The organism is Phenylobacterium sp., from assembly GCF_030681155.1.
Classification (GTDB): domain Bacteria; phylum Pseudomonadota; class Alphaproteobacteria; order Caulobacterales; family Caulobacteraceae; genus Phenylobacterium.
Window position 1 is genome coordinate 13,248 of record NZ_JAUXXE010000056.1, and the last position, 25,286, is coordinate 38,533.

Annotated in this window: 24 protein-coding genes; 16 read left to right on the forward strand and 8 right to left on the reverse strand. The window is 65.8% G+C overall.

The genetic code is table 11. From position 1 onward, the window contains the following. Positions 1-17: 17 nt before the first annotated feature. Positions 18-533: a GNAT family N-acetyltransferase gene (locus Q8M13_RS14270; protein WP_305300642.1), complete on the reverse strand. Its 516-nt coding sequence runs from the start codon at positions 531-533 to the stop codon at positions 18-20. 112 nt (positions 534-645) lie between these two features. Here Q8M13_RS14270 and secG point away from each other — a divergent pair, with 112 nt between their 5' ends. From secG to eno, 5 genes are all read left to right on the forward strand, one after another. Then, positions 646-1,089, forward strand: a complete 444-nt coding sequence (gene secG, locus Q8M13_RS14275; protein ID WP_305300643.1) for a preprotein translocase subunit SecG — start codon at positions 646-648, stop codon at positions 1,087-1,089. 154 nt (positions 1,090-1,243) lie between these two features. Further along, complete coding sequence (locus Q8M13_RS14280; protein ID WP_305300644.1) at positions 1,244-2,884, forward strand: CTP synthase; 1,641 nt, start codon at positions 1,244-1,246, stop codon at positions 2,882-2,884. A 174-nt stretch (positions 2,885-3,058) separates the two neighbouring features. Continuing rightward, entirely contained in the window at positions 3,059-3,280 is a 222-nt protein-coding gene (locus Q8M13_RS14285; RefSeq protein ID WP_305300646.1) for a hypothetical protein, read from the forward strand. 91 nt (positions 3,281-3,371) lie between these two features. Beyond that, complete coding sequence (gene rpmF, locus Q8M13_RS14290; RefSeq protein WP_091739612.1) at positions 3,372-3,554, forward strand: 50S ribosomal protein L32; 183 nt, start codon at positions 3,372-3,374, stop codon at positions 3,552-3,554. Between the two features lie 184 nt (positions 3,555-3,738). Continuing rightward, complete coding sequence (gene eno, locus Q8M13_RS14295; protein WP_305300647.1) at positions 3,739-5,022, forward strand: phosphopyruvate hydratase; 1,284 nt, start codon at positions 3,739-3,741, stop codon at positions 5,020-5,022. On the opposite strand, the gene Q8M13_RS14300 is transcribed toward eno, so the two are convergent. Beyond that, a complete protein-coding gene (locus tag Q8M13_RS14300; protein WP_305300648.1) occupies positions 5,019-6,176 on the reverse strand; it encodes an MFS transporter in 1,158 nt (385 codons plus the stop codon). The two genes, eno and Q8M13_RS14300, sit on opposite strands and share 4 nt — an antisense overlap. Before the next feature lie 95 nt (positions 6,177-6,271). Here Q8M13_RS14300 and Q8M13_RS14305 point away from each other — a divergent pair, with 95 nt between their 5' ends. The 5 genes from Q8M13_RS14305 to lpdA all read left to right on the forward strand — a co-directional run bounded on the left by Q8M13_RS14305 (position 6,272) and on the right by lpdA (position 11,835). Continuing rightward, positions 6,272-6,568 (forward strand): septum formation initiator family protein, encoded by a 297-nt coding sequence (locus tag Q8M13_RS14305; protein ID WP_305300757.1) that lies wholly within the window; start codon positions 6,272-6,274, stop codon positions 6,566-6,568. Between the two features lie 74 nt (positions 6,569-6,642). After that, on the forward strand, positions 6,643-7,689 hold the full coding sequence (gene pdhA / locus Q8M13_RS14310; protein ID WP_305300649.1) for a pyruvate dehydrogenase (acetyl-transferring) E1 component subunit alpha: 1,047 nt from the start codon (positions 6,643-6,645) through the stop codon (positions 7,687-7,689). Further along, entirely contained in the window at positions 7,686-9,068 is a 1,383-nt protein-coding gene (locus tag Q8M13_RS14315; protein WP_305300650.1) for a pyruvate dehydrogenase complex E1 component subunit beta, read from the forward strand. Before pdhA ends, Q8M13_RS14315 begins: the two co-directional genes overlap by 4 nt. Before the next feature lie 57 nt (positions 9,069-9,125). Continuing rightward, a complete protein-coding gene (locus Q8M13_RS14320; RefSeq protein ID WP_305300651.1) occupies positions 9,126-10,424 on the forward strand; it encodes a pyruvate dehydrogenase complex dihydrolipoamide acetyltransferase in 1,299 nt (432 codons plus the stop codon). 10 nt (positions 10,425-10,434) lie between these two features. Further along, entirely contained in the window at positions 10,435-11,835 is a 1,401-nt protein-coding gene (gene lpdA, locus Q8M13_RS14325; protein ID WP_305300652.1) for a dihydrolipoyl dehydrogenase, read from the forward strand. 57 nt (positions 11,836-11,892) lie between these two features. Here lpdA and Q8M13_RS14330 read toward each other — a convergent pair whose 3' ends face one another. The 3 genes from Q8M13_RS14330 to Q8M13_RS14340 all read right to left on the reverse strand — a co-directional run bounded on the left by Q8M13_RS14330 (position 11,893) and on the right by Q8M13_RS14340 (position 15,039). After that, positions 11,893-12,288, reverse strand: coding sequence for a DoxX family protein (locus Q8M13_RS14330; RefSeq protein ID WP_305300653.1), 396 nt, complete (start codon positions 12,286-12,288; stop codon positions 11,893-11,895). Positions 12,289-12,339: 51 nt separating this feature from the next. After that, positions 12,340-13,893, reverse strand: a complete 1,554-nt coding sequence (locus Q8M13_RS14335; RefSeq protein ID WP_305300654.1) for an AMP-binding protein — start codon at positions 13,891-13,893, stop codon at positions 12,340-12,342. Positions 13,894-14,019: 126 nt separating this feature from the next. Beyond that, a complete protein-coding gene (locus Q8M13_RS14340) occupies positions 14,020-15,039 on the reverse strand; it encodes an alpha/beta hydrolase (RefSeq protein WP_305300655.1) in 1,020 nt (339 codons plus the stop codon). Between the two features lie 77 nt (positions 15,040-15,116). On the opposite strand from Q8M13_RS14340, the gene lipA reads away from it, so the two are divergent. Both lipA and Q8M13_RS14350 read left to right on the forward strand, forming a co-directional pair. Beyond that, the gene (gene lipA / locus Q8M13_RS14345; RefSeq protein WP_305300758.1) at positions 15,117-16,076 is read left to right on the forward strand and encodes a lipoyl synthase; all 960 of its coding nucleotides are present in this window, start codon (positions 15,117-15,119) and stop codon (positions 16,074-16,076) included. A gap of 3 nt (positions 16,077-16,079) precedes the next feature. Then, entirely contained in the window at positions 16,080-16,538 is a 459-nt protein-coding gene (locus tag Q8M13_RS14350; RefSeq protein WP_305300656.1) for a type II toxin-antitoxin system RatA family toxin, read from the forward strand. On the opposite strand, the gene Q8M13_RS14355 is transcribed toward Q8M13_RS14350, so the two are convergent. Next, positions 16,535-17,026 carry a CinA family protein gene (locus Q8M13_RS14355; RefSeq protein WP_305300657.1) on the reverse strand — a complete coding sequence of 164 codons (492 nt, stop codon included), beginning with the start codon at positions 17,024-17,026 and terminating at the stop codon, positions 16,535-16,537. The two genes, Q8M13_RS14350 and Q8M13_RS14355, sit on opposite strands and share 4 nt — an antisense overlap. A gap of 83 nt (positions 17,027-17,109) precedes the next feature. Here Q8M13_RS14355 and Q8M13_RS14360 point away from each other — a divergent pair, with 83 nt between their 5' ends. Beyond that, a complete protein-coding gene (locus Q8M13_RS14360) occupies positions 17,110-19,356 on the forward strand; it encodes a spermidine synthase (protein ID WP_305300659.1) in 2,247 nt (748 codons plus the stop codon). A 4-nt stretch (positions 19,357-19,360) separates the two neighbouring features. Here the strand turns inward: Q8M13_RS14360 and Q8M13_RS14365 are convergent, their stop codons facing one another. Continuing rightward, positions 19,361-20,506 carry a bifunctional 2-C-methyl-D-erythritol 4-phosphate cytidylyltransferase/2-C-methyl-D-erythritol 2,4-cyclodiphosphate synthase gene (locus Q8M13_RS14365; RefSeq protein ID WP_305300660.1) on the reverse strand — a complete coding sequence of 382 codons (1,146 nt, stop codon included), beginning with the start codon at positions 20,504-20,506 and terminating at the stop codon, positions 19,361-19,363. A 90-nt stretch (positions 20,507-20,596) separates the two neighbouring features. Here Q8M13_RS14365 and dusB point away from each other — a divergent pair, with 90 nt between their 5' ends. From dusB to Q8M13_RS14380, 3 genes are read left to right on the forward strand one after another with little or no spacing between them, the layout of a single operon-like run. Then, positions 20,597-21,604 carry a tRNA dihydrouridine synthase DusB gene (gene dusB, locus Q8M13_RS14370; RefSeq protein ID WP_305300661.1) on the forward strand — a complete coding sequence of 336 codons (1,008 nt, stop codon included), beginning with the start codon at positions 20,597-20,599 and terminating at the stop codon, positions 21,602-21,604. Next, positions 21,601-22,722, forward strand: coding sequence for a nitrogen regulation protein NR(II) (locus Q8M13_RS14375; RefSeq protein ID WP_305300663.1), 1,122 nt, complete (start codon positions 21,601-21,603; stop codon positions 22,720-22,722). Before dusB ends, Q8M13_RS14375 begins: the two co-directional genes overlap by 4 nt. Further along, positions 22,719-24,149, forward strand: coding sequence for a sigma 54-interacting transcriptional regulator (locus Q8M13_RS14380; RefSeq protein ID WP_305300665.1), 1,431 nt, complete (start codon positions 22,719-22,721; stop codon positions 24,147-24,149). Before Q8M13_RS14375 ends, Q8M13_RS14380 begins: the two co-directional genes overlap by 4 nt. Here the strand turns inward: Q8M13_RS14380 and Q8M13_RS14385 are convergent. Next, positions 24,146-25,243 carry a 3-deoxy-7-phosphoheptulonate synthase gene (locus tag Q8M13_RS14385; protein ID WP_305300666.1) on the reverse strand — a complete coding sequence of 366 codons (1,098 nt, stop codon included), beginning with the start codon at positions 25,241-25,243 and terminating at the stop codon, positions 24,146-24,148. The two genes, Q8M13_RS14380 and Q8M13_RS14385, sit on opposite strands and share 4 nt — an antisense overlap. Between the last annotated feature and the right edge of the window lie 43 nt (positions 25,244-25,286).

Here is a 25,286-nt window from a genome sequence, read left to right on the forward strand (position 1 = left end):
AGATGGGGACGCCAACGCTACAGTAGGAGACCAAAGAGCCGGCAATCGCGATGTTCGCCGTCGCGCAGGACGTGGCCGCGAAGCAGGCCCTCTTCCTCGAAGCCGAGTTTTTCGAGCAAGGCGTCGGAGCGGAGATTGCCCAGGTGGGTGCGCGCCGCCAGCCGGCGAAGGCCCAGCGTCGCGGCATAGGAGAGCACAGCGCGCATCGCCTCCAGCGCGTAACCTTGGCCCCAGGCCCCGCGGCCCAGCAGGAAGCCCACCTCGGCCCGCTTGTGCCAGCGATCTATGTCGGAGAGGTCGCAGGCCCCCAGGAAACGACCGCCGCCGAGGGTTTGGATGGCCCAGTGCAATGACTTGCCGGAAACCGTGTCGGAGACCTGGCTCTCGACGATCACCCGAACCAGGTCCGGATCGTCGATCTCGGGGATGTCCCAGTGGGCCATGACCTCGGGATCATTGAGTATCGGAAACAGGAATTCGGCGTCGGAGACCTCCAGCGGTCTCAGGCTCAGGCGTTCAGTTTCAAGAATCATGGACTTGGACCGGCCGATAGGACGCCCTAGCTATGGCCTTGTGCGCCGCCTGATGGTAGAGCGCGCGCTTCATTTCGGCTCGGGCGACCGGCCGAAGGCATCGGATATATCAATGCTGCTCGGCATTCTGCTCACCATCCACGTCATCGTCTGCATCTCGCTGATCGCGGTTGTCCTGTTGCAACGTTCCGAGGGCGGCGCCCTCGGTATGGGCGGCGGCAGCACCGGTTTCATGACCGCGCGCGGCGCTGGCGACCTGCTGACCCGCACGACCTGGATCCTGGGTTCGGTCTTCTTCATCCTCAGCCTGGTGCTGACCTTGCTGGCCGGACGTGAACGCGGCGCCTCTTCGGTCGTTGACCGGGTGAAGGTCGAGGGCATCGACCCCAACAGCCTGAACCGTCCGAGCGTTCCGCAGCCGACGGCGCCGACCAGCCCGAGCGACGCCCCGGCCCCGTTGACCGCGCCGACCCCGCAGGTTCGCAATCCCTTCACCGGCGAAGGCCCGGCGCCCGCCGCCCCGGCGACGACCGCTCCCGCGCCGTCCAACCCCTAAGTCCAGAGTGATCGTGAGACCTTCCCAAAAGCCGCCTCGGCGGCTCACTCTGCGTTTGCGCGTCCGTCTTTCCGCGCGTCACTCCGCACTATCCACAGCCTTTGGCGAATCGCCGCAGGGCGCCCAACGCGAATCACGGCTAACCTGAACGCCCATGACCCGGTACATTTTCATCACCGGCGGCGTGGTCTCCTCCTTGGGAAAAGGTCTCGCTTCCGCCGCTCTCGGCGCCTTGCTGCAGGCTCGTGGCTATAAGGTCCGCCTTCGCAAGCTCGATCCCTATCTGAACGTCGATCCGGGGACGATGAGTCCCTATCAGCACGGCGAGGTCTTCGTGACCGACGACGGCGCCGAGACCGACCTCGACCTGGGGCACTACGAGCGCTTCACCGGCGTGAATGCGACCAAGGCCGACAACATCACCACAGGCCAGATCTACAAGACGATCATCGAGAAGGAACGGCGCGGCGACTATCTGGGCGCCACCGTCCAGGTGATCCCGCACGTCACCGACGAGATCCGCAATTTCGTCCTGTCCGATCCGGGCGAGGGCGTCGACTTCGTGCTGGTCGAGATCGGCGGCACGGTCGGCGACATCGAGGGGTTGCCGTTCTTCGAGGCGATCCGTCAGCTTGGCCAGGAGCTGCCGCGCGGCCACGCCTGCTACATCCACCTGACGCTGCTGCCCTACATCAAGACGGCCGGCGAGATGAAGACCAAGCCGACCCAGCACTCCGTCAAGGAATTGCGGTCGATCGGCATCCAGCCTGACATCCTGCTTTGCCGCTGCGAGCAGCCGATCCCGGCCAGCGAACGCCGCAAGATCGGCCAGTTCTGCAATGTGCGCGAAAGCGCCGTGATCCAGGCGATGGACTCGCCGAACATCTATCACGTGCCGCTCGACTATCACGCCCAGGGCCTGGACCGCGAAGTACTGTCGGTGTTCGGCCTGTCCGACACCGCTCCGGCGCCGGACCTGTCGCGTTGGGAAGGCATCTCGCACACCCTGACCAACCCCGACGGCGAAGTGAACATCGCCATTGTCGGCAAGTACACCGCCCTGACCGACGCCTATAAGTCCCTGATCGAGGCCCTGGTGCATGGCGGTGTCGCCAGCAATGTCCGGGTCAAGTTCGACTGGATCGAAGGCGAGGCGTTCGAGCGCGAGGAGGGGCTGATCTCCGAGCGTCTGACCGGCGTTCACGGCGTCCTGGTTCCAGGCGCCTTCGGCGAGCGCGGCTCTGAAGGCATGATCCGCGCGGTGCAGTTCGCCCGCGAGCACGAGGTCCCCTATTTCGGCATCTGCTTCGGCATGCAAATGGCCATGATCGAGGCGGCGCGGAACCTGGCTGGGATCAAGCACGCCTCGTCCACAGAGTTCGGTCCGACCTCCGAACCGATCGTCGGGCTGATGACCGAATGGACCCGCGGCAACGAGCGCGAGACCCGCAAGGAAGGCGACGACCTGGGCGGCACCATGCGCCTGGGGGCCTATGAGGCGGTTCTGACGCCGGGCTCGAAGGTTGCGTCGATCTATGGCGGCACCGAGATCAGCGAGCGCCATCGTCACCGCTACGAGGTGAACATCGGCTATCGCGAGGCCATCGAGAACACCGGCCTGACCTTCTCCGGACTCTCGCCGGACGGCGTGTTGCCGGAGATCTGCGAGCGCGCCGATCACCCGTGGTTCGTCGGCGTGCAGTTCCACCCCGAACTGAAGAGCCGGCCGTTCGATCCGCATCCGCTGTTCGCCAGCTTCATCGGCGCGGCGAAGGAACGTTCGCGTCTGGTCTAGGTGATTTCCCATGACCGGGGGAGGGCGCTATCCTCTGGTCATGCTCACCCGCGACGACGTCCGACGCATCGCGCTTGCTCAGCCGGAGGCCTATGAGGCCGACCATCACGGCATGCCGTCGTTCCGCGTGGCAAGAAAATCTTCTGCACGATCCATCAGGATCATCCGCGCGCCATGCTGAAGCTTGATCCCGAGGATCAGCGCAATCTCGGCGAGGCCGACCCGGGCGTTGTCGAGGCCGTGCCCGGGTATTGGGGTCGCAACGGCTCGACCTTTGTCTGGTTCGAGAAGATCGAGGCGGCGCGATTCGCCGATCTGATGGCGATGGCCTGGGCGCAAGTTGCGCCAAAACGCCTCCTAGCCGCTGTTTCTGCTGGGGTTTACAAGGGCGGTTGAAACCCGGAGCGATTTCCGGCATACACCCGCGCTCACGTCGGCGGCCTGTCGTTTCGGCCGCCGTCTCCTTTTTACGCCTGCGAGATTCCCCATGGCCGTTCCGAAACGCAAAGTATCCCCGTCGCGGCGCAACATGCGGCGTTCGCACCACGCCCTCGGCGCCAATTCCTATGTCGAAGACAAGGAAACCGGCGAGCTGAAGCGCCCCCACCACGTCGATCTGAAGACCGGCATGTACAAGGGCCGTCAGGTTCTGACGCCGAAGGAAGACTAGTCCTTCTTGAGGGACGCGCGTTCGCGCTGCGCCCTTGAAGGTCTGAACGATCCAAATCCCCCGTCCGGTTTCCGGGCGGGGGATTTTGCATGCGCGCTTGACGCCTGACGCGGGCCTAAGATTGCCACCGAGTCCGAAGCTGGCTAAAGGGTCGCGCGCATTTCCGCCCAATCCAGGAGCTTCCATGACCGAGATCGTCGACATCACAGCCCGGGAAATCCTGGACAGCCGCGGTAACCCAACGGTCGAAGTGGACGTCATTCTGGAAGACGGCGCGCTGGGTCGCGCCGCGGTTCCGTCAGGCGCCTCCACCGGCGCCCACGAAGCCGTCGAAAAGCGCGACGGCGATAAGAGCCGTTATGGCGGCAAGGGCGTGCTGAAGGCCGTCGAGGCTGTCAACGGCGAGATTTACGATGCGCTGTCGGGCTTCGACGCCGAAGACCAGCGCCGCCTCGACACCCTGCTGATCCAACTGGATGGGACCCCGAACAAGAGCCGCCTGGGCGCCAACGCCATTCTGGGCGTCAGCCTGGCGACGGCCAAGGCCGCGGCGATCAGCGCCGGCCTGCCGCTCTACAAGTATGTCGGCGGGGTTTCGGCGCGCGTCCTGCCGGTCCCGATGATGAACATCATCAACGGCGGCGCCCACGCCGACAATCCGATCGACATCCAGGAATTCATGATCCTGCCGACCGGCGCGGACACCTTCGCCGAAGGCCTGCGCATGGGCGCTGAGATCTTCCACGCGCTGAAGAAGGCGCTGTCCGAAGCCGGCCACAACACCAATGTCGGCGACGAGGGCGGCTTCGCCCCGAACATCGGTTCGGCCGAAGAGGCCCTGGCGTTCATCGTCAAGGCCGGCGCAGCGGCCGGCTTCAAGGCCGGAGAACACTTCCAGCTCGGCCTCGACGCGGCTTCGACCGAGTTCTTCAAGGACGGCAAGTACGTGCTGGGGGGCGAAGGCAAGACCCTCGATCCGGCCGGCATGGTCGACTATCTGGCCGGCCTGGTCGCCAAGTTCCCGATCGTCTCGATCGAAGACGGCATGGCCGAGGATGACCTGGAAGGCTGGAAGCTGCTGACCGACAAGCTGGGCGGCAAGATCCAACTGGTGGGCGATGATCTGTTCGTCACCAACCCGGCCCGCCTGGAAAAGCTGGGCGTCGAGCAAGGTCTGGCCAACTCGATCCTGGTGAAGGTCAACCAGATCGGCACCCTGTCCGAGACCCTGGACGCCGTCGACATGGCCCACCGCGCCGCCTACACGGCCGTGATGAGCCACCGCTCGGGCGAGACCGAGGACGCCACCATCGCTGACCTGGCGGTGGCCACCAACTGCGGTCAGATCAAGACCGGCTCGCTGTCGCGTTCCGACCGCACGGCCAAGTACAACCAACTGCTGCGCATTGAGGAAGAGCTTGGCGACCAGGCGATCTATCTCGGCGCCAAGGCTCTGAAGCGACTCTAGACTCGGCGAAAGGCGCGGCTGAACAGAAAGGCCGCGCCGCTCAGCGTCATCACGACGCCAAAGGTCATGAACGCTGCGGCGTATGACCAGCGCTCGGCGATCTGGCCGAACGCCAGATAGAGGCCGATTGAGCCTACCGTCCAAAGGAAGCCCGCCAGCGAGGCGATGGTCGCGCGGCGTTCGGTCGGGATGGCGTGCTGCATCCGCGTTTCGAAATTGATGTCGATCAGCTTCACCAGCCCAGCGAACACCGCCAGCAACAGCATTCCGGCCGGGCTCATCATCTGGGCCGCGGCGATCAGTAGGCCGCCGGCCAATATAGCGACGCCGTAGAGCGCAGCCGCAGGTGTCCCGCCCAGCCGATAGGCCAGGGCGGCGGCCACCGCCGAGGTCGCATAGGTGGCGGCATAGTAGATGGGGATGGCCTCGCGGCTGAGGCCGGCCTCCTCGCCATAGATCCCCCAGAACTCGTCCAGCGATCCGCCCAGCGTCCAGAGGGTGACGACCACAAGCATTGGCCGCAGGATGGCCGGTGTCCGCAGCGTCTCGCCCAGGGCCCGCTTCAAGTGCGCGAGGTAGTCGGTCTCGCCGGTCGACTGGGCGCGAGGCGCCGAGGGCAGGGCGAAGGCGACGATCGCGGCGGCGATCACCGCGGCGATACTGAGCAGCATCAGAAGCTCGTAACCGCCGAAGCTGTGAACCGCCGCCGCCGCCAGCATCGCCCCGAGGATGGCGACAATGCCGCCCGCTCGCGCCCGGCCGATGACCTTTGCGAAGTCGTCGGCTGCGCCGCGCCGGTCGAGTTCGTCATAGACCAACGCCTCAAAAGTGCCTGATTGAAGCGCGCCCTTGATCCCCCACAGGATGAAGCCGGCGAGGTAGCCCCAGAAGCCAGGGAACAGCAGCCAGCAGGCATAGCCCGCCGCTCGGACGAGCTGGCCGACAGCCAGCAGATGCTTCCGCGAGAAGTGGTCGGCCAAAACGCCTGATGGGACTTCCAGCGCCAGGCCGACCGCTGACCATACGGCGAACAGCAGGGCCAGTTGGCTGGGGGAGACGCCGTGATCGACGAACATCACCGCATAGAGCGGGTAGATCAGGATGAGATCGTCCAGCGCCTTGTAGGCGTAGATTTTGCCGAGGACGCCGCGCACGATTTTTCCCCGTTCAGCCGCTCCGGCGCGACACTGTAACCGTAAATTAAGCACGAATGCGTGAGATGGATTTGCCGAGGAGACTTCGATTCGACGTGTTTGCGCGCATTCGCCCATATCTGCCGACAGCGGCCCTCGCGTTCCTGATCTTCTACTTCGGGTTCCACGCCTTCACGGGCGATCGCGGACTTCTGTCTTCTACGCAAAGGGATGCGACGCTCGCGGCCAAGTCGCAGGAGCTGGCTCAGCTGCGTACCCAGAGGCAGGATTTGGAGGCGCGTGCCCGCCTGCTGCGCGACAACAGCTTGTCGGCCGACCTACTGGAAGAACGTGCCCGTTCCCTGCTAGGTTTCGGGCATCCGAACGACTATGTGATCCGCGTGAAGCCTTAGGGCGGATTCGAACGTTCTAAACGCTATGAACACGCGGAGCTTGACCGCGAAATGCATTCCTACGGGAGAGATGGATGGCGCGTGGGCAGGCAGGCTCCGCAGCTAAGCGGAAAACCAATGACACCGGTGGCAGCGGCGCCGCAGACAGCGCGGTGACGCAGGACGAGCTCCTGAAGTACTACCGGGACATGTTGTTGATCCGCCGCTTCGAGGAACGCGCGGGCCAGCTCTACGGCATGGGCCTGATCGGCGGCTTCTGCCACCTCTACATCGGCCAGGAAGCCATCGCGGTCGGCGTCCAGGCGATCAAGGAGCAAGGCGATCAGGTGATCACCGGCTACCGTGATCACGGCCATATGCTGGCTTGCGGCATGGATCCTCGCGAAGTCATGGCCGAACTGACCGGCCGCGCCGGCGGGTCGTCCAAAGGCAAGGGCGGGTCGATGCACATGTTCTCGACCGAGGCGGACTTCTACGGCGGCCACGGCATCGTCGGCGCGCAGGTCGCGCTGGGCACCGGCCTGGCGCTCGCCAACCACTACCGCGACAACAAGAAGGTCTCCTTTACCTATTTCGGCGACGGCGCGGCCAACCAAGGCCAGGTCTATGAGAGCTTCAACATGGCTCAGCTCTGGAACCTGCCGGTCGTCTACGTGATCGAGAACAACCAGTACGCCATGGGCACCTCGATCGAGCGCTCATCGTCGGAAACCCATCTCTACAAGCGCGGCGCCTCGTTCCGGATCCCCGGCGAGGAAGTCGATGGCATGGATGTGCTGGCCGTGAAGGCCGCCGCGAAGAAGGCGGCCGACCACGCGCGCTCGGGCAAGGGCCCCTACATCCTCGAAATGAAGACCTACCGTTATCGCGGCCACTCTATGAGCGACCCGGCCAAGTATCGGACCCGCGACGAGGTGGACGAGGTCCGCAAGACCCGCGATCCGATCGACCACCTGCAGGAACTGCTCGCCAAGAAGGGCTGGGCCGACGAGGCCTCGCTGAAGGCCATCGACGCCGAGGTGAAGAAGATCGTCGCCGACGCCGCGGAATTCGCCCGCACCTCGCCCGAGCCCGAGCCTTCGGAGCTTTATACGGACGTCTATCTGGAGGCCGCCGAGTGACCGACGTCCTGATGCCTGCGCTTTCCCCGACGATGGAAGAAGGCACCCTTGCCAAGTGGCACGTGAAGAAGGGCGACACCGTTCGCTCTGGCGACGTGATCGCCGAGATCGAGACCGACAAGGCCACCATGGAGGTCGAGGCGGTCGATGAGGGCGTGATCGAAGAGATCCTGGTTCCGGAAGGGACCGAGGAGGTCAAGGTCAACACGCCGATCGCGCGCCTGTCCGGCGATGACGCCGCAGCCAGCGCCCCAAAGGCCGAGGCGCCTGCGCAAGCCGCCGGCGATCCGGAAAAGAAGGCGCCTGAGGCCGTGGAGGTTCAGCCGGAGGGCGAGGCCTCGGCTCCGGTTCTGCCGAAAGTCGAACTGCGCGATCCGGAGCTGCCGGAGGGCGTGAAGCTCGTCAAAACGACCATCCGCGACGCCCTGCGCGATGCGATGGCCGAGGAGATGCGCAAGGACGACAAGGTGTTCCTGATGGGCGAGGAAGTCGCTCAGTATCAGGGCGCCTACAAGGTTAGCCGCGATCTGCTGCAGGAGTTCGGCGACAAGCGCGTCATCGACACCCCGATCACCGAGTACGGCTTTGCTGGGCTTGGCGTTGGCGCGGCGATGGCGGGTCTCAAGCCTATCGTCGAGTTCATGACCTGGAACTTCGCCATGCAGGCGATCGACCACATCATCAATTCAGCCGCCAAGACGCTCTACATGTCGGGCGGCCAGATCAAATGCTCAGTCGTGTTCCGTGGTCCGAACGGCGCGGCCGCGCGAGTGGGGGCCCAGCATAGCCAGGACTATTCGGCGTGGTACGCCCAGGTCCCCGGCCTGAAGGTCGTGGCGCCCTATGACGCCGCGGACGCCAAGGGTTTGCTCAAGGCTGCGATCCGCGATCCGAACCCGGTCGTCTTCCTCGAACACGAGATGATGTACGGCCAGGAATTCGATGTTCCCGAGGACATCGATTGGGTCGTGCCGATCGGCAAGGCCAAGGTCCGCCGCGAAGGCAAGGACGTGACGATCACCGCCCACTCGCGGATGGTCGGCATGGCGCTGAAGGCGGCCGAACAGCTGGCGGCCGAGGGCATCGACGCCGAGGTCATCGACCTGCGTACCCTGCGCCCGCTGGACCACGAAACCATCGTAGAGAGCGTGAAGAAGACCAATCGCCTGGTGACGGCCGAGGAAGGCTGGGGCCCGATGGGCGTCGGCGCCGAAGTGATCGCCCGGGTCATCGACCAAGCCTTCGACTATCTCGACGCCCCGCCGGCGCGCGTGCACCAGAAGGACGTCCCGCTGCCCTACGCCGCCAATCTGGAGGCGCTGTCGCTGCCCTCGGTCGAGGACATCGTGAAGGCGGTGAAGGCGGTCACCTACAAATGACCGCTCGATCCTTCCCCGCCTCGGCTCCAGTCCAGCTCAGCGCCTGAGAAACGACCCATGTCCATCGATGTCCTGATGCCCGCGCTCTCTCCAACCATGGAGGAGGGCACGCTCGCCAAATGGCACGTGAAGAAGGGCGATAAGGTCTCGTCCGGAGACGTGATCGCCGAGATCGAGACCGACAAGGCGACCATGGAGGTCGAGGCGGTCGATGAAGGCGTGATCGAAGACATCCTGGTGGCCGAAGGCTCCGAGGGCGTGAAGGTCAACACGCCGATCGCACGCCTGTCCGGCGAGGACGCCGGTTCCGCGCCGCCGCCCGCCAAAGCGGCGGCTCCAAATGCCGAGGCGGCAAAGAGCGAGGCGCCCAAGGCCGACGCCGTCAAGGCGGAAGCGCCAAAGGCCCAAGCCGAGCAGCCTGCGAAAGCCGCCGCCCCGGCTCGCGCGTCCGGCGAGCGCGTCTTTGCCTCGCCGCTCGCGCGCCGCATCGCCGGTCAAAAGGGGCTGGATCTCTCCCAGGTGCAGGGTTCAGGCCCACGCGGTCGGATCATCAAGCGCGATGTAGAGGGCGCGACACCCCAGGCCAAGGCGCCGGGCGCTGCGGCCGGCGTCGCGGCCTCCGCGCCGCGTCAGGTTCAGAGCCTGGCCCAGATGGGCATTCCGGACGGCAGTTATGATCTGATCCCGCTGGATGGGATGAAGAAGACCGTCGCGCGCCGGATGAGCGACAGCTTCCGCGACGTGCCGCACTTCCCGCTGACCATCGATCTGGAGATCGACGGTCTGTTGGCCGGTCGCGCCAAGATCAACGCCATGCTGGAGAAGCAGGGCGTGAAGGTCAGCGTCAACGACCTGGTGATCAAGGCTGCGGCGTTCGCGCTGAAGCAGGTGCCGGAGGCCAACGCCTCCTATTCGCCTGAAGGCATCGCGATGCACCACAACGCCGACATCGCCATGGCCGTCGCCATCGACGGCGGCCTGATCACCCCGATCATCCGCAAGGCCGAGACCAAAGGCCTGGCCCAGATCGCGGTCGAGGCCAAGGACCTGGCCGAGCGGGCGCGGACCCGAAAGCTGAAGCCCGAGGAATTCCAGGGCGGCACATTCTCGATCTCCAATCTGGGGATGATGGGGATCAAGTCGTTCAATTCGATCATCAATGAGCCGCAGGGCGCCATTCTGTCGGTCGGCGCCGGTGAGCAACGGCCGGTGGTGAAGAATGGCCAATTGGCCATCGCCACGGTCATGAGCGTCACCCTGACCTGCGATCACCGCGTGGTCGACGGCGCCATCGGCGCGCGTTGGCTACAGGCCTTCAAGGTCCTGATCGAAGACCCCATCACGATGATCGTCTGAGGCTAGTCACATGGATTTCGACGTCATCGTCATCGGTTCGGGCCCTGGCGGATATGTCACCGCCATCCGCGCCAGCCAGCTTGGTTTCAAGACCGCCATCGTCGAGCGCGACGCGCTGGGCGGGGTCTGCCTGAATTGGGGCTGCATCCCCACCAAGGCCCTGCTGAAGTCCGGTGAGGCTTATGAGAACCTTGGCCATCTTGCCGACTATGGGATCAAGATCGAGAAGGCCAGCTTCGACTTCTCCAAGGTGATCGAGCGCTCGCGCAAGGTGGCGGCCCAGCTCAACGCCGGCGTCGCCTTCCTCATGAAGAAGCACAAGATCGAAGTGATCGAAGGTACGGCCAAGCTCGAAAAGGGGCAGGGCGCGCCGAAGGTGGTTGTCGATCTGAAAGCCGGCGGCTCTCGGACCGTTCAGGCCAAGCATGTGATCCTGGCGACCGGCGCCCGCGCCCGCACCATTCCGGCCGTCGGCTTGGAACCGGACGGCGAGCGGGTCTGGACCTATCGCGAGGCCATGGTCCCGAAGGCCGCGCCGAAGTCGCTGATCGTCATCGGGTCCGGCGCCATCGGCATCGAGTTCGCCAGCTTCTATCGGGCGCTGGGCTCTGACGTGACGGTGATCGAGGCGCTGCCGCGCATTCTGCCCGTCGAGGATGAAGAGGTTTCGAAGACCGCCCACAAGGCGTTCGAGAAGCGCGGGCTCAAGTTCCGGGTCGGCGCCACCGTCAAGAAGTTGACGAAGTCCAAGACCGGCGTCGCCATCGAGTTGGAAGCCGGCGGCAAGGCGGAGACCCTAAGCGCCGATGTCGCCATCGTCGCGGTGGGCATCGTCGGCAATGTCGAGGGCCTGGGCCTCGAAGCTCTCGGCGTGAAGGTCGACCGGACCCATGTGGTCACCGACGACCATGGCGGCACGGGCGTCGCCGGCCTCTACGCCATCGGCGACCTGGCCGGTCCCCCGTGGTTGGCGCACAAGGCCAGCCATGAAGGCGTCCATTGCATCGAGCACATCGCGGGCCTGAAGCCGAATAACCTGACGTCCCCGATTCCGGGCTGCACCTATTCCACTCCGCAGATCGCGTCAGTTGGCCTGACCGAGGGCCAAGCCAAGGAAAAGGGGATCGCCGCCAAGATCGGCCGCTTCCCCTTCAAGGTGAACGGGAAGGCCATTGCCTCGGGCGAGACCGATGGGTTCGTGAAGACCATCTTCGACGAGAAGACCGGCGCTCTGATTGGCGCCCACATGATCGGCGCCGAAGTCACCGAGATGATCCAGGGCTTCACCCTGGCCATCACCCTGGAGGCCACCGAGGAAGAGCTCTTCGCCACGGTCTTCCCGCATCCGACCCTGAGCGAGGCCATGCACGAGGCGTCCCTCGACGCCTATGGCCGGGTCCTGCACATCTGACGCCAACCTCGTCATCCGCGGCTCAGCCTTCCGCTGGCCGGAGATGACGACTGTGGCTTAGGGCCGCTTCCGCACCAGAGCGTCGACGCTCCAGATGCCCGGGCCGGCGAAGACGAGATACAGGAACACAAAGCAGAACAGGATCGCCGCCTCGCCGCCGTTCAGCGCTGGCCAGAAGCCTTGCGGCGCATGGGCCATGAAGTAGGCCGCCGCCATTTGACCTGAGCAGACAAATGCCGCGACACGGGTGAAGAGGCCAAGCGCGATCAGCGCGCCGCCGACCACCTCAATCGTGGCCGCCGCCGTCAGGATCATCGGCAGTGGATCCGGCGCCCCCGGCTGCGGCGCCGGGAAGTGGAACAGCTTCATCAGGCCGTGCTCCATGAAGAGCAAAGCTGCGACTATGCGTAAGAGACTTAGCACCCGCGGCGCCCAGACGTCGAGGTTTGGCATGTCTTGGTCCCTCCCTACGCGCGCCCAAGCGACGCGCGATCCCCCGGGAGATCAGGCCGCGCGGCGCCCCTCGGCCTCCGCCATTCGCATGATCGCCACATAGTCGGTCTTGCCGGTGCCGAGCACCGGGATCTCGGTGACCTTGATGATCTTCTTCGGAACGGCCAGTTCCGGCGCGCCTATGGCTTTCGCGTGAGCAAGCAGCGGGGCGGTGTCGGCGTCGCGACGGTCGGTGACCAGGACCAGGCGCTCGCCTTTCTTCGGGTCTGGCATGGCGATCACCGCGTGACGGCTCTCCGGCCAGACCGCGATGGTGATGTCCTCGGCGGCGGTCAAGGAGACCATCTCGCCGCCGATCTTGGCGAAGCGCTTCACGCGGCCGAGGATCTTGATCCAGCCGTCATCGCTGATCTCGACCACGTCGCCGGTGTCGTGCCAGCCGCCGGGCGGCTCCTCCATCACACCGTCGCCGTTGAGGTAGCCCGACATGATGTTGGGGCCCCGGACATAAAGCTTGCCGCCAGGGATGCCGTCGACCGGCTCCAGCCGGGTCTCGACGCCGGGCAGCAGACCGCCGACCGTGCCGCGACGATTGTCGGTCGGCTTGTTGACGGCGATGACCGGCGAGGCCTCGGTGGCGCCGTAGCCCTCCAGCACTGGCACGTCGCCGAAGCGGTCACGGATCAGGTTGTGGGTTTCCTCGCGCACCTTCTCAGCGCCGCAGACGATGAACTTCAGACCCGACAATTCGTCGGGTTCGGAGTTCCTGGCGTACTGATTGAGGAAAGTGTCGGTGGCGAACAGGATCGCGGCTCCGGTGTCCTTGATCAGCGGCGGGATCTGTTTGACGTGCAGCGGGGAGGGGTACTCGAACGCCTTCATCCCTTTCAGCAGCGGCAGCAGGACGCCGCCGGTCAGGCCAAAGCAGTGGAAGGTCGGCAATGGGTTGAACATCACCCAGGCCGGATCGAGCGGAATGTGCGCGGCGATCTGCTCGACATTGGCGATCAGATTGGCCTGGCTGAGCACCACGCCCCGTGGCGCCCCGAAGCTGCCGGAGGTGAAGAGGATAACGCCTGGATCGGATGGCTTGGTCTCGACCCGGAAACGCTTAGGGAAGGTCCCAGCAGCCGCGGCGAAGACCTTGTCGGCCAGGCCGATCGTCGCCCGGACGTCTTCCAGATAGGTGATCGTCGCGATCGGCTCGAGAGCGTCGATGATGTCGTGGAGTTTGCCCTGTTCGATGAACCGGTGCGACGTCAGAACCCGCTTCACCCCAGCCAGTTCGCAGGCGGCCTTGATGTTGCGGATCCCGGCCGTGAAGTTCAGCATCGTTGGCGTGCGGCCAAAGGCGTGCAAGGCGAAGAAGGTCACCACTGCACCTGAACTGGCGGGCAGCATGACACCCACGCGCTCGCCCTGGCTGGTCAGGCCAGCGATCTTGCGGCCCAGCGCGAATGCCGCGCGGATCAGATCTGTATAGCTAAGCGGATTGCGCTCCTGGTCTTCCAGGATCGGCTTCTTGGCGCCGTAGGTGTTGCGGGCGTCGATGAGCGCATCGAACAATGCACGCTCAGACACACGCGGATCAAATGAACGCGACAAAGGCGAAAACCTCCCCGAAACGTCTCGCCGTTCTTGTTGGTCGCGAGCCTACCGCTCGCGCCCGGCGTTGAAAAGATATGTTACACGGCGTGAGCGGCGGTGGTTATCACGTCTTAGGGTGAAGCTCTAAGGCCTTGGTCGAACGGGGGAAACTGGAGCCTGATCGGCGGTTTGTGGCCGTGTTTCAGTGAATGCCTCGATCACCTTCAGCCAGGGCATGCGCCACTCATCGGCTTCCAGATGCATGGCGGGGCGGGCGCCGAGAATCGTCTCGACGCGACACTGAGGGAGGCGTTGGCAGAGCGCGTCTGCGCTGGTGGCAGGATTGAGCATCAGGACGTTGGTGCGGGTCTGCGCCGCGCCGGTCTCGGTCAGGCGGCTGGCGGCCTCATAGGCTTTTGTCCAGCCGAGGCTCGGTCCCGCCATCCTCAGGTCGGGGTTGGCCACGCGCCAGGCCTGCCCGACCTTGCCGCGCCAGGCGTCGTGGGTGGAGCCGGCCTCCCGATCGTCGGGGGTTTCCCGACTCCACGGCTTCCAACCAGGTGGCGGGGTGTCGCTACGTCGGACGGAGCCGAGCAGGCGCCGCCCCGGCTCGACATTGGCGAGTTGGGGCGATGAGGCGATCAGTCCGTCGGCCTTCATGCCGGCCCGCACCGCGCTCAGCGCGACAACCACGCCATCGGCATGGCTCAGCAGGACAAGCGGAGTGTCCGGCGCGGGCCTGACGACCACCCGGACGAATTCGCGTAGGGCGGCGATGTCGGGATCGAAGGTGGGAACGTGGCCCAAGTCGCGCGGCGCCACGTAGCGTCCGGAGCCGCCTTGGCCCGCGCGGTCGAGAATCCACACTGTATAGCCGTCGTCGATCAGGTCCGAGGCGGTTTCGAACCACATCTCGGCGGTTTCGCCGTAGCCGGGAACGACGACTATGGTGGCGGTAGGAACCCGCCGGGTGCTGCCGACGCCATAGCGCTGAACCGGCTTGTCGCCGACGCCGATGAAGCCCCAGGCCCAGCCTTCCGGCGGATAGAAGCGCGGCGTCAGGGCCGGCGGAACCTGGCTTTCGGCGAACGGCCCCAATGCGCCGTCGCGGCTGCACGCCGCGAGCACAATAAGAAGAGCGGCGAGCAGGGACGCGCGAACCATGGCGAAGTTTGAGCATGCGGCGCAGAGACGCTCAATCACGCCTTGATCCGAAGGACCAGAAAGCCGATCTAGGCCCTATGGCGACCGTCATCGACACTACCGGGGGCTCTCGGCCCCGCCACCCCGAAAAGCAATCTCGCCCGGATACTCCGATCCTGCGTAAACCCGAGTGGCTGCGCGTTCGCGCGCCCGGCTCGGCGGGCTACAACGCCACCCGCGAGATCGTGAAGACCCACGGACTGGTGACGGTCTGTGAAGAGGCCGCCTGCCCAAACATCGGCGAGTGCTGGAGCCAGAGCCACGCCACCATGATGATCATGGGCGAGATCTGCACGCGGGCCTGCGCCTTCTGCAACGTCTCGACCGGCAAGCCGAATCCGCTCGATCCCACCGAGCCGGCGCGGGTCGGCGACGCGGTGGCCAAGATGGGCCTCAAGCACGTCGTCATCACCTCGGTGGACCGCGACGACCTCGCTGATGGCGGCGGCGCGCACTTCGCCGCGGTGGTCCACGCGATCCGGGCTGCCGCACCTGGCACGACGATCGAGATCCTGACGCCGGACTTCCTGCGCAAGCCAGCCTCGGCCGCCGAGATCGTCATCGACGCCCGGCCCGACGTCTTCAACCACAACCTCGAGACCGTGCCGCGGCTCTATCTCTCGATCCGCCCTGGCGCGCGCTACTACCATTCGCTGCGCCTGCTGGAGCGAGTGAAGGAGCGCGATCCAAACCAGTTCACCAAGTCAGGCCTGATGGTCGGTCTTGGGGAAGCCAAGGAAGAGGTCATGCAGGTGATGGACGACATGCGTTCGGCCGGCGTCGACTTCCTGACCATCGGCCAGTACCTGCAGCCGACCCGCAAGCACGCGGCGATCGACCGGTTCGTCACGCCGGACGAGTTCAAGGCTTACGAAGAAATCGCGCGGGCCAAGGGCTTCCTGATGGTGTCGGCCAGCCCGCTGACCCGCTCGTCTCATCACGCTGGCGAGGACTTCGCCCGGCTGAAGGCCGCCCGCCTCGCCAAGGACGCGGCCTAAGGTTTGCCGCGCTACCATATCGAGAAGATCCTGCCCTACACGCCCGACCAGCTCTTCCAGCTGGTGGGGAACGTGGACGCCTATCCGGAATTCGTGCCTTGGATCCAGTCCATGCGCACCTGGAACGCGCGCTCGGAGGGCGAGGGGGTCAGTTTGGTGGACGCCCAGGCCGGCGTCGGCTTCGCCTTCCTGAAGGAGAAGTTCTCCACTCGCGTACGTCGCGACGCCGCGACGCGGCAGGTCGATGTCCAGTTGCTGTCCGGCCCGTTCAAGCACCTGGCCAACCGCTGGCGCTTCATCGAGAACGACGGCGGCACGAAGATCGAGTTCGACATCGACTTCGAGTTCAAGTCGCGGCTGCTGTCGGGCATGCTGGCCGCGAACTTCCACCACGCCGTAGACAAGCTGATGAGCTGCTTCGAGGCCCGCGCGCAGACGCTCTATGGCGGCAAGGCCGCCTAGACCATCCGGTCGCGCAGGGCTTGCAGCGCTGAACGCACAGCCATTTCCTGGACTTCCGCGCGGGTTTCGCCGTCGAACAGCTCCGAGCGGTGCATCAGCGCCTGGTTCGAACGCGCCGTGGCGATATGGACGGTGCCCACCGGCTTCATCGGCGTTCCGCCGCCAGGTCCCGCGACGCCAGTGATGGCTACCGCAACGTGGGCATTGGAGGCTTCCAGGGCGCCTTCGGCCATCATGCGGGCCACGGGCTCGGAAACCGCGCCGAGATCGGCGATCAGGTCGCCCGGCACGCCCAGCATCTCCTGCTTTGCGCGGTTCGTGTAGACGACGAAGCCGCGCTCGAAGACGTCCGATGCGCCCGGGATCGCGCAGATGGCCGCCGCGACCAAGCCGCCGGTGCAGCTCTCGGCGGTGACGATCCGTAGCGAGCGCTCCCGCGCCTCGTCGATCAGCAATCGCGCGAGGGTTTCGACTTCCAGGGAAAACACGGCGCGACTCCGAGAGGCTCTAGGCAACGATAGGCGCAGACCACAACATCGCGCGCACCCGACAGACAACCCGATTCGAGAACATGAGCACGTTAGAAGGGGCCGAAAGGCCCGCCGCCTCGATCTCGCCGGCATTGTTTGCGGTCACTATCTTCGCCAGCGCGGGGTTGGTCTTCCTCGTCCAACCGATGGTCGCCAAGCTGGTCCTGCCGCTGCTGGGTGGCAGCCCATCGGTTTGGAACACCTCGATCGCCTTCTTCCAGACCGCGCTGCTGGCCGGTTACGGCTATGCGCACTTGCTGCAAAAGGTCAGCTCGGTCCGAACCCAGGCGATCATTCATCTGGGGATGTTGCTCGCCGCGGCGTTGGTTTTGCCGCTGCACGTCAGCGGGTTGGTCGGCGAGCCGTCCTCCAACCACCCCTCGCTCTGGCTGCTAGGGGTTCTCACGGTTTCGGTGGGCGCCCCGTTTGCGGTCCTTTCGGCGACGGCGCCGCTAGTCCAGGCTTGGCATGCTCGGACCATTCACGCCGAGACGGGGGCCGAGCCCTACGTCCTATACGCGGCCTCCAACATGGGCAGCCTGCTGGCGCTGCTTGCCTATCCGGTGCTGGTGGAGCCCTTGGCGACGCTGCGGGGCCAGACCTACGGATGGACCATCGGCTATGGAGGCTTCATCCTTCTGATGGCCACGCTGGCGTTGTTTGTCTCGCGGGCCCGCGCCGCGGCGATCGAGGGGCCGGCTGCTGACGCTGGTTCGGCGCCGAGTTGGAAGCAGCGCGCGGTCTGGGTGGCCCTGGCCGCGATCCCATCCAGTCTGATGCTGGGGGTGACGACCCACATCACCACCGATGTGGCGTCCGCGCCATTCCTGTGGGTTATTCCGCTGGCGCTGTATCTCACCACCTTCATCATCGCCTTCTCTGAAAAGCCGATCATTTCTCGGGAGATGACGCTGCTCCTGCAGGCCGCGGCCATCGCCGCCTGCGTGGTGATCTTGCCGTTCAAGCAGACGAACCTGGCGGTGCAACTCGTCGTGCACCTCGCGGCTTTCTTCCTCACCGCCCTGATGTGCCACCAGGCCATGGTCGCGCGCCGTCCCAATCCGGCGCATCTGACCGAGTTCTATCTCTGGATGTCGTTCGGCGGCGTGGTCGGTGGGTCCTTCAACGCCTTCCTGGCTCCGGTCATCTTCACCAATGTCTGGGAATATCCGCTGGTGCTGGCGCTCGCCTGTTTGGCGCGGCCGGGGATGGGCCCTGTTGAGCCATGGCGCTGGGCGACCTTCGCGCTGGGTGTGGTGGCCGCTTGCGTGGCGCCGGTTGTCGCGCTCTTCTGGGGCGCTGAAAGCGGCACGGGCCTCATCATCTGGCTGCTGCTCGGTGGGGCCGGAGTCTGCGCCTTCCTCGTGCGGCGCCAGATGGTCGTCTTCTTCGGCGTGATCATCGTGCTGTCGCTGGCGGCCGAGGCGGTGGGTGACCGGGTAGACGTCCGCAATAGCTGGCGCAGCTTCTTCGGCGTCGTCCGACAGTCAGAGATGCCCGTCCCTGGAATGAAGGGGCAGGTGAAGATGCTGTCGCACGGCACCACCCTCCACGGCGCTCAGGCCCAGCATCCCGACTATGAATGCCGACCCTTGGTCTACTATGCGCCGGAGACCCCGATCGGACAGGTGTTCACGCGCCGCTCCAAGGAGGCGAGGTCGCTGCGGATCGGCGCGGTCGGTCTGGGAACCGGGGCGGTGGCCGCCTACACCCGGCCGGGCGATGCGCTGACCTTCTTCGAGATCGATCCGATGGTGATCAAGATCTCCACCGATCCGCAGCACTTCAGCTACACGACCAAGTGCGCCAAGGGGGCGATCGACTACGTCCTGGGCGATGCTCGGCTAACACTGGCCAAGCAGCCGGACGACGCCTTCGATGTGCTGCTGATTGACGCTTTCTCGTCTGACGCGGTGCCGGCCCATCTGCTCACGGTCGAGGCTATGAAGGGCTACCTTGCCAAGTTGAAGCCCGACGGGGTGTTGATCCTCCACCTATCCAACCGGAACCTCGAATTGCGCGCGCCCGCCATGGCGGTGGCCGAGGCCGCCGGCGGATACTCGTTGATCCAGAGGCACAGCGCCGCCAAGGGCAGCCCGCCGCTGTGGGAGTCTGCGGAGGACGCCATGATCGTCACCCGGCAGCTTGGCGCGCTCGCGCCCTACGAAGCCGACACGCGGTGGGAGGCGACCAATCCGACGCTCGCTCGGCCCTGGACCGACGACTACATGAACCTCGTCGGCGCGCTCTACGCTCAGATGAAGGAGCGCTACGGCTGGCTGCCTTAGGGGGTCAAGCTGGCGTGTCCACGAGGACGACGGCCTGGGCCAACAGCCCCTCTTCGCGGCCGGTAAAGCCCATGCCTTCGGTGGTGGTGGCCTTCACGCTGACGCGGTCGAGGGGCAGGTTCAGGAGGTCGGCCAGCCGCTGACGCATTGCGTCGCGATGGGGCCGAATCTTCGGTCGTTCGCAGATGAGCGTCACGTCGGCGTTCAGGATGCGCCCGCCGCGCGCCGCGACCAGTTCGACAGCGTGGATCAGGAAGCGGTCGGAAGCCGCCCCCTTCCATCGCGGATCACTGGGCGGGAAGTGCTCGCCGATGTCGCCTTCGCCGATCGCGCCGAGGAGCGCGTCGGTCAGGGCATGTAGGCCGGCGTCGGCGTCGGAATGGCCGATCAGCGTCTGGTCGTGGTCGATCTTCACGCCGCAGAGCCAGACGGCCTCGCCCGGCCCCCACCTGTGGGCGTCGACGCCCTGGCCGATGCGGGTGATGCGTGAGGTGGCGGCCAGGCGCTCGGCCATGGCGAAGTCCTCCGGATAGGTCAGTTTCATCAAAATCGGATCACCTGGCGTCATCATCACCCGACCGCCCGCCCGTTCGACCACCGCGGCGTCATCGGTGGGCTCGGCGTCGACCGGCCAACTTGCATAGGCTTCACGCAGGGTCGCGAGACGGAAGGCCTGAGGCGTTTGAGCTCGCCAGAGACCTTCGCGCGATACGGTCGCCTCGATGGTCCCGGTCCCACGCTTGAGTGTATCCGCGACGGGCAGGGCCGGGACTGCACCGTCCGCGGCGGCAAGGGCGTCAAGCAGAGCCTCGACGTGAGGCCGATTCACAAAGGGGCGGGCCGCATCGTGAATCAACACGGCCGTCTGGTCGCTGGCCATGAGAGCCGACAGCCCCGCCTGAACCGATAGCGCGCGGGTGGCGCCCCCGGCGATGGCCCGGGCGTTGGGTGTTCCGTCCAGCAGACGGGTAGCCTCGGCGAGCCGATCTGCCGCCGCGACCACCACGATTTCGGTGGCGCCGGCGTCCGCCAGGGCGTCGATCGACCAGCTCAAAATTGGGCGTCCGCCCAGGCTGCGCCAGGGTTTTGGAGCGCCGGGGCCGGCGCGCGAACTCGCGCCTGCGGCGACGATGACGGCTGAAAAAGTCATGCGGCTTGTTTAGGGCTCATGTTCGGCGTGTCCAGGCTTTACGGGACCGCACAATCTGCCTAAAACGAAGGCGATGGGGATGATTACAAAATGAGCACTTCGCTCACGATCGGGGATGTGGACGTTGGTGGACGCGCGTGGATCGCGCCGATGACCGGCGTCTCCGACCTGCCGTTCCGCAAGGCGGCGAGCAAGCTGGGCGCTGCCTACGTGGCGACCGAAATGGTTGCTTGCGACGAGTTCGCCAAGGGGCGCCCCGATGTCGTGCGTCGCGCAGCGGTCGGCGAGGGCCTGCCGCTGATGGTGGTGCAGTTGGTCGGTCATGACCCGGCGCACATCGCCCAGGGCGCGCGTCTCGCAGCCGAGGCCGGGGCTCAGATCATCGACCTGAACTTCGGTTGCCCGGCCAAGGAAGTTACCGGCGTGCTCTCCGGCTCGGCGCTGATGCGCAATCCCGAGCAGGCCGAGCGACTGATCGCGGCGGCGGTTGATGCGGTCGACGTGCCCGTCACGGTGAAGATGCGGCTCGGCTGGGATGAAACCTCCAAGAACGCGCCTGAGATCGCTGCGCGGGCCGAGGCTCGCGGCGCGAAGGCGGTGACCATTCACGGACGGACTCGTTCGCAGTTCTACAAGGACGTCGCCGACTGGAACGCGGTGCGCCCGGTCAAGGCCGCGGTCTCGATCCCTGTGATCGTCAATGGCGACATCCTGTGCGGGGACAGCGCGCGGCGCGCTCTGGAGCAGTCTGGCGCCGACGCCGTAATGGTGGGGCGCGGGGTCTATGGGCGTCCGTGGATCGCCGCCCAGATCGAGGCCGAACTGGCCGGCCGTGCATTCGTCGAACCCGACGTCGAGGCGCGTCTGACCATCGCCCTGGACCATTTTCGCGACAGCTTGAAGTTCTACGGCGATCGCCTGGGCCTGAAGATCTTCCGCAAGCACCTGGCGTCCTATGTCGAAAACGCCCCTTGGCCCGGTGACGCGCAAGTCCGTCGCAGCGCTCGCTCGACCCTGTGCCGGCTGGATAGCCCCGGCGACGTGGAGGCTGGCCTGATCGCCCTCTGGCGCGATCCCGATACGAGGTTAGCGGCATGACCGGCCAGAACCCAGCACTTCCGTCGGGCGCGGCCCTTGAGTTGCTGAAGGCTGCGGCTTTCGATCTGTCGCCTGAACCGGCGCTGGTCGTCGATCAACACGGTGCCTTGGTGGCGGCGAATGAGGCGGCAGAGGCCTTGTTTGGCCAAGGCCTGGGGCTGTTGATGCGTGGCCGGTTCGGGGCGGCGCTGCCGGCGGGATCGGCCCTGGTTTCCCTGCTCAATCGAGCGGTGGAGGAGGGCGTTCGGGTTCGGGAACGTGGCGTGGAGATCAGTCTCTTCGGCTATCCCTCGTTCGAGGCGGACGGTGCGGCCGCCCCGCTGGGCGACGGCTCGATCCTGCTGACCTTGCACGTCAAAGGCGGGTCGTTCGGCGGCGAGCGCACCGGGGCCGAGCAGGCCGGCCTGCGCACCATCGTCGGGCTGGGCCATATGTTGGCGCACGAGATCAAGAACCCGCTCGCCGGCATTCGCGGGGCCGCTCAGCTACTGAAGTCGGGCGCGAAGGCCGAGGACGCGCCTCTGGCTCAGCTCATCGTTGACGAGACTGACCGCGTCCGCCGCCTAGTCGATCGCATGGAGGCGTTCTCCGACGACGCTCTGCCTGATTGCCGGCCCATCAATATCCACCTGGTCTTGGACCGGGTGAAGGCGCTAGCCGCAAACGGCGTGGCCGACGGCCTGCAGCTCAGCGACCGATACGACCCTTCGTTGCCGCCGGCTTGGGGGGACGAGGACCAGCTGATCCAGATCTTCCTGAACCTGGTGAAGAATGCGGCCGAGGCGGCCCACTCGCGCGGCGATGGCCGGGGCGCGATCACCGTCCGTACCGCCTATCGCCACGGCGTGAAGGTGCGCGCGGCCAAGGGGCAGATCCTCAGGGGCGCGCCGCTGGAGATCAAGGTGCAGGACAATGGTCCGGGTGTCCCGGCTCACCTGCGCGAGAGCCTGTTTCAGCCGTTCGTCAGCACCAAGGCTCATGGCGCGGGCCTCGGACTGGCGCTGGTGGCCAAGCTGGTCGCAGGCCACGGCGGCCTGATCGATTTCGAATCTGAACCTGGCCGCACGACGTTCCGCGTCCTGCTGCCGATCGCGTCTGAAGAGGATATGCCGGCATGAATGCTATCGCCAACGCCAGCAAGAAGATCCTGATCGCTGATGATGACGCCTCGATCCGGCTGGTGTTGAGCCAAGCTTTCACCCGCCTGGGCTATCAGGTGAGGGCCACCGGCAACGCCACCACCCTGCTGAAGTGGGTGTCGGACGGGGAGGGCGATCTGGTCGTCACCGACGTGGTGATGCCCGACGAGAACGTGTTCGACGTGCTACCGCGTATCCGCAAGGAGCGGCCCAAGCTGCCGGTAATCGTGATGAGCGCGCAGAACACCCTGCTCACAGCGGTCAGCGCGGCCGAGGTCGGGGCGTTCGATTACATTTCTAAGCCCTTCGACCTGGACGACATGACGGCCGCCGTTCGCAGGGCGCTGTCGCGGCCCGCCGATTCCGAGGCCTCGAAGGCCCAGGCCCGCGCCGTTCGCGACGAGCGCCTACCCCTGATTGGCCGTTCGGGTCCGATGCAGGACGTCTATCGCACGATCGCGCGCCTCGTCGGCGCCGACCTCACGGTGCTGATCCTGGGAGAGAGCGGGACCGGCAAGGAACTGGTCGCCCGCGCTCTGCATGACATGGGGCGCCGCAAGGACGGCAAGTTCGTGGTCATCAACCTAGCCGCCGTGCCGCGCGAGCGGGTCGAGGCTGAGCTGTTCGGCCGCGACGACGGCGACTACGGCAAGCTGGTCGAGGCGGACGGGGGCACTCTGTTCCTCGACGAGATCGGCGATATGCCGCTGGACGCTCAGACCCGCCTACTGCGGGTGATCGATGGCTCCGAGCAGTCGCTCAATCCCAAGACCGGCCGGCCGCCCAATGTGCGGATCATCGCCGCGACCAACCGCGACCTGCGCGCCCTGATCCAGCAGGGTCTGTTCCGCGAGGATCTGTTCTTCCGCCTGAACGTCGCGCCGCTGCGCCTGCCGCCGTTGCGCGATCGCACCGATGACATTCCGGACCTGGCGCGCGCCTTCCTGCTGCGCGCCAACCGTGAAGGCCTGCCGTCGAAAACCATCGACGCCGCGGCGCTGGAGCGTCTGAAACTGCATGCCTGGCCAGGTAACGTCCGGGAGCTGGAGAACCTTATCCGCCGGATCTGCGCGCTCTACGCCGAGGAGCTGATCAGCGCCCGGATCGTCGAGCGCGAACTGGCCGACCATCAGCCGGCTCTGCCTGGGCACGAGGGGCCGGTGACCTTGGCGACCTTGGTCGAGCGGCATCTGGGCGGGTACTTCGCCGAGCAGCCGGAGGGCATACCGCCTATCGGTCTATACGACCGGGTGCTGGAGGAGGTGGAGCGTCCCCTCATCCAGCTCACCTTGACGGCGACGCGCGGTAATCAGGTCCGCGCCGCCGAGATCCTGGGCCTCAACCGCAACACCCTGCGCAAGAAGATCCAGGACCTCGGGGTCGAAATGAGCCGAGGCCGCCGCTAGGCGGCTCCGGACTCCGCGTGGTTCGCCGCGCGCGTCTTGCGGGCTCGTCGGCGAGCTTCGACAGCGATGGCCAAGTCTTCCAGGACCTCGACCGAGGTGTCCCAGTCGATGCAGCCGTCGGTGATGCTCTGGCCGTAGGTCGGCGACTGGCCAGGGACCAAGTCCTGGCGGCCGGCCACCAAGTGGCTTTCGACCATCACCCCGACGATGCGCTGGTCGCCAGCGGCGATCTGGCCGGCGACGTCGCGGGCGACGGCAGATTGGTTTTCGGGCTTCTTGAGGCTGTTGGCGTGGCTGACGTCGATGATCAGGTTCTGCGGCAGACCGCCGGAGGCGAGTTCTGCGCAGGCCGCCGCGACGCCCGCGGCGTCGTAGTTGGGCGTCTTCCCGCCACGTAGGACGACATGACTATCGACATTGCCACGGGTGGCCGCGATCGACGCGCGACCATCCTTGCCGACCGCCAGGAAATGGTGCGGTTGGCTGGCGGCCTTCACGGCGTCAACGGCGATCCGCAGATTGCCGTCCGTGCCGTTCTTGAAGCCCACCGGGCAGGAGAGGCCAGACGCCATCTCGCGGTGAATCTGACTTTCGGTGGTACGCGCGCCGATCGCCCCCCAGCTGACCAGGTCAGCCATGTACTGCGGCGTGATCACGTCCAGGAACTCCACCGCCGCTGGAAGCCCCAGTTGGCCGACCTCGATCAGCAGCTTGCGCGCCAGCGGCAGGCCCTCGTCGATGCGGAAGGTGCCGTCCAGGTGCGGATCGTTGATCAGGCCCTTCCAGCCCACCGTCGTGCGCGGCTTTTCGAAGTAGACTCGCATGACGATCTCTAGCGTGTCGGCGAAGCGGCCACGTTGCGCCGCCAGGCGGCGGGCGTAGTCCATCGCCGCGACCGGATCATGGATCGAGCAGGGGCCGATCACGACGATCAGGCGATCGTCTTCACCGTGAAGGATGTCGTGCATGGCCCGTCTGGCGGTGGCCACGGTCGTCGAGGTGGTCGCGTCGGCGGGCAGCCGAGCCATGACCTCGGCGGGTGTATCGAGGGGCTTGATGTCGAGGATTCGTAGGTCGTCAGTAAGGTCTGGCACGGGTGCGCTCCAGGAAAAGCGTCACGCGGCGGCATAAAAAAAG

What these genes read in the sequence shown, in the direction of transcription:
- pdhA (WP_305300649.1), top strand. Translation starts at nt 6,643, where the DNA reads ATGGCGCGTGGGCAGGCAGGCTCCGCAGCTAAGCGGAAAACCAATGAC.
- Q8M13_RS14320 (WP_305300651.1), top strand. Translation starts at nt 9,126, where the DNA reads ATGTCCATCGATGTCCTGATGCCCGCGCTCTCTCCAACCATGGAGGAG.
- eno (WP_305300647.1), top strand. Translation starts at nt 3,739, where the DNA reads ATGACCGAGATCGTCGACATCACAGCCCGGGAAATCCTGGACAGCCGC.
- Q8M13_RS14280 (WP_305300644.1), top strand. Translation starts at nt 1,244, where the DNA reads ATGACCCGGTACATTTTCATCACCGGCGGCGTGGTCTCCTCCTTGGGA.
- secG (WP_305300643.1), top strand. Translation starts at nt 646, where the DNA reads ATGCTGCTCGGCATTCTGCTCACCATCCACGTCATCGTCTGCATCTCG.
- Q8M13_RS14360 (WP_305300659.1), top strand. Translation starts at nt 17,110, where the DNA reads ATGAGCACGTTAGAAGGGGCCGAAAGGCCCGCCGCCTCGATCTCGCCG.
- Q8M13_RS14340 (WP_305300655.1), bottom strand. Translation starts at nt 15,039, where the DNA reads ATGGTTCGCGCGTCCCTGCTCGCCGCTCTTCTTATTGTGCTCGCGGCG.
- lipA (WP_305300758.1), top strand. Translation starts at nt 15,117, where the DNA reads ATGGCGACCGTCATCGACACTACCGGGGGCTCTCGGCCCCGCCACCCC.
- Q8M13_RS14285 (WP_305300646.1), top strand. Translation starts at nt 3,059, where the DNA reads ATGCTGAAGCTTGATCCCGAGGATCAGCGCAATCTCGGCGAGGCCGAC.
- rpmF (WP_091739612.1), top strand. Translation starts at nt 3,372, where the DNA reads ATGGCCGTTCCGAAACGCAAAGTATCCCCGTCGCGGCGCAACATGCGG.
- Q8M13_RS14375 (WP_305300663.1), top strand. Translation starts at nt 21,601, where the DNA reads ATGACCGGCCAGAACCCAGCACTTCCGTCGGGCGCGGCCCTTGAGTTG.
- lpdA (WP_305300652.1), top strand. Translation starts at nt 10,435, where the DNA reads ATGGATTTCGACGTCATCGTCATCGGTTCGGGCCCTGGCGGATATGTC.
- Q8M13_RS14330 (WP_305300653.1), bottom strand. Translation starts at nt 12,288, where the DNA reads ATGCCAAACCTCGACGTCTGGGCGCCGCGGGTGCTAAGTCTCTTACGC.
- dusB (WP_305300661.1), top strand. Translation starts at nt 20,597, where the DNA reads ATGAGCACTTCGCTCACGATCGGGGATGTGGACGTTGGTGGACGCGCG.
- Q8M13_RS14380 (WP_305300665.1), top strand. Translation starts at nt 22,719, where the DNA reads ATGAATGCTATCGCCAACGCCAGCAAGAAGATCCTGATCGCTGATGAT.
- Q8M13_RS14365 (WP_305300660.1), bottom strand. Translation starts at nt 20,506, where the DNA reads ATGACTTTTTCAGCCGTCATCGTCGCCGCAGGCGCGAGTTCGCGCGCC.
- Q8M13_RS14270 (WP_305300642.1), bottom strand. Translation starts at nt 533, where the DNA reads ATGATTCTTGAAACTGAACGCCTGAGCCTGAGACCGCTGGAGGTCTCC.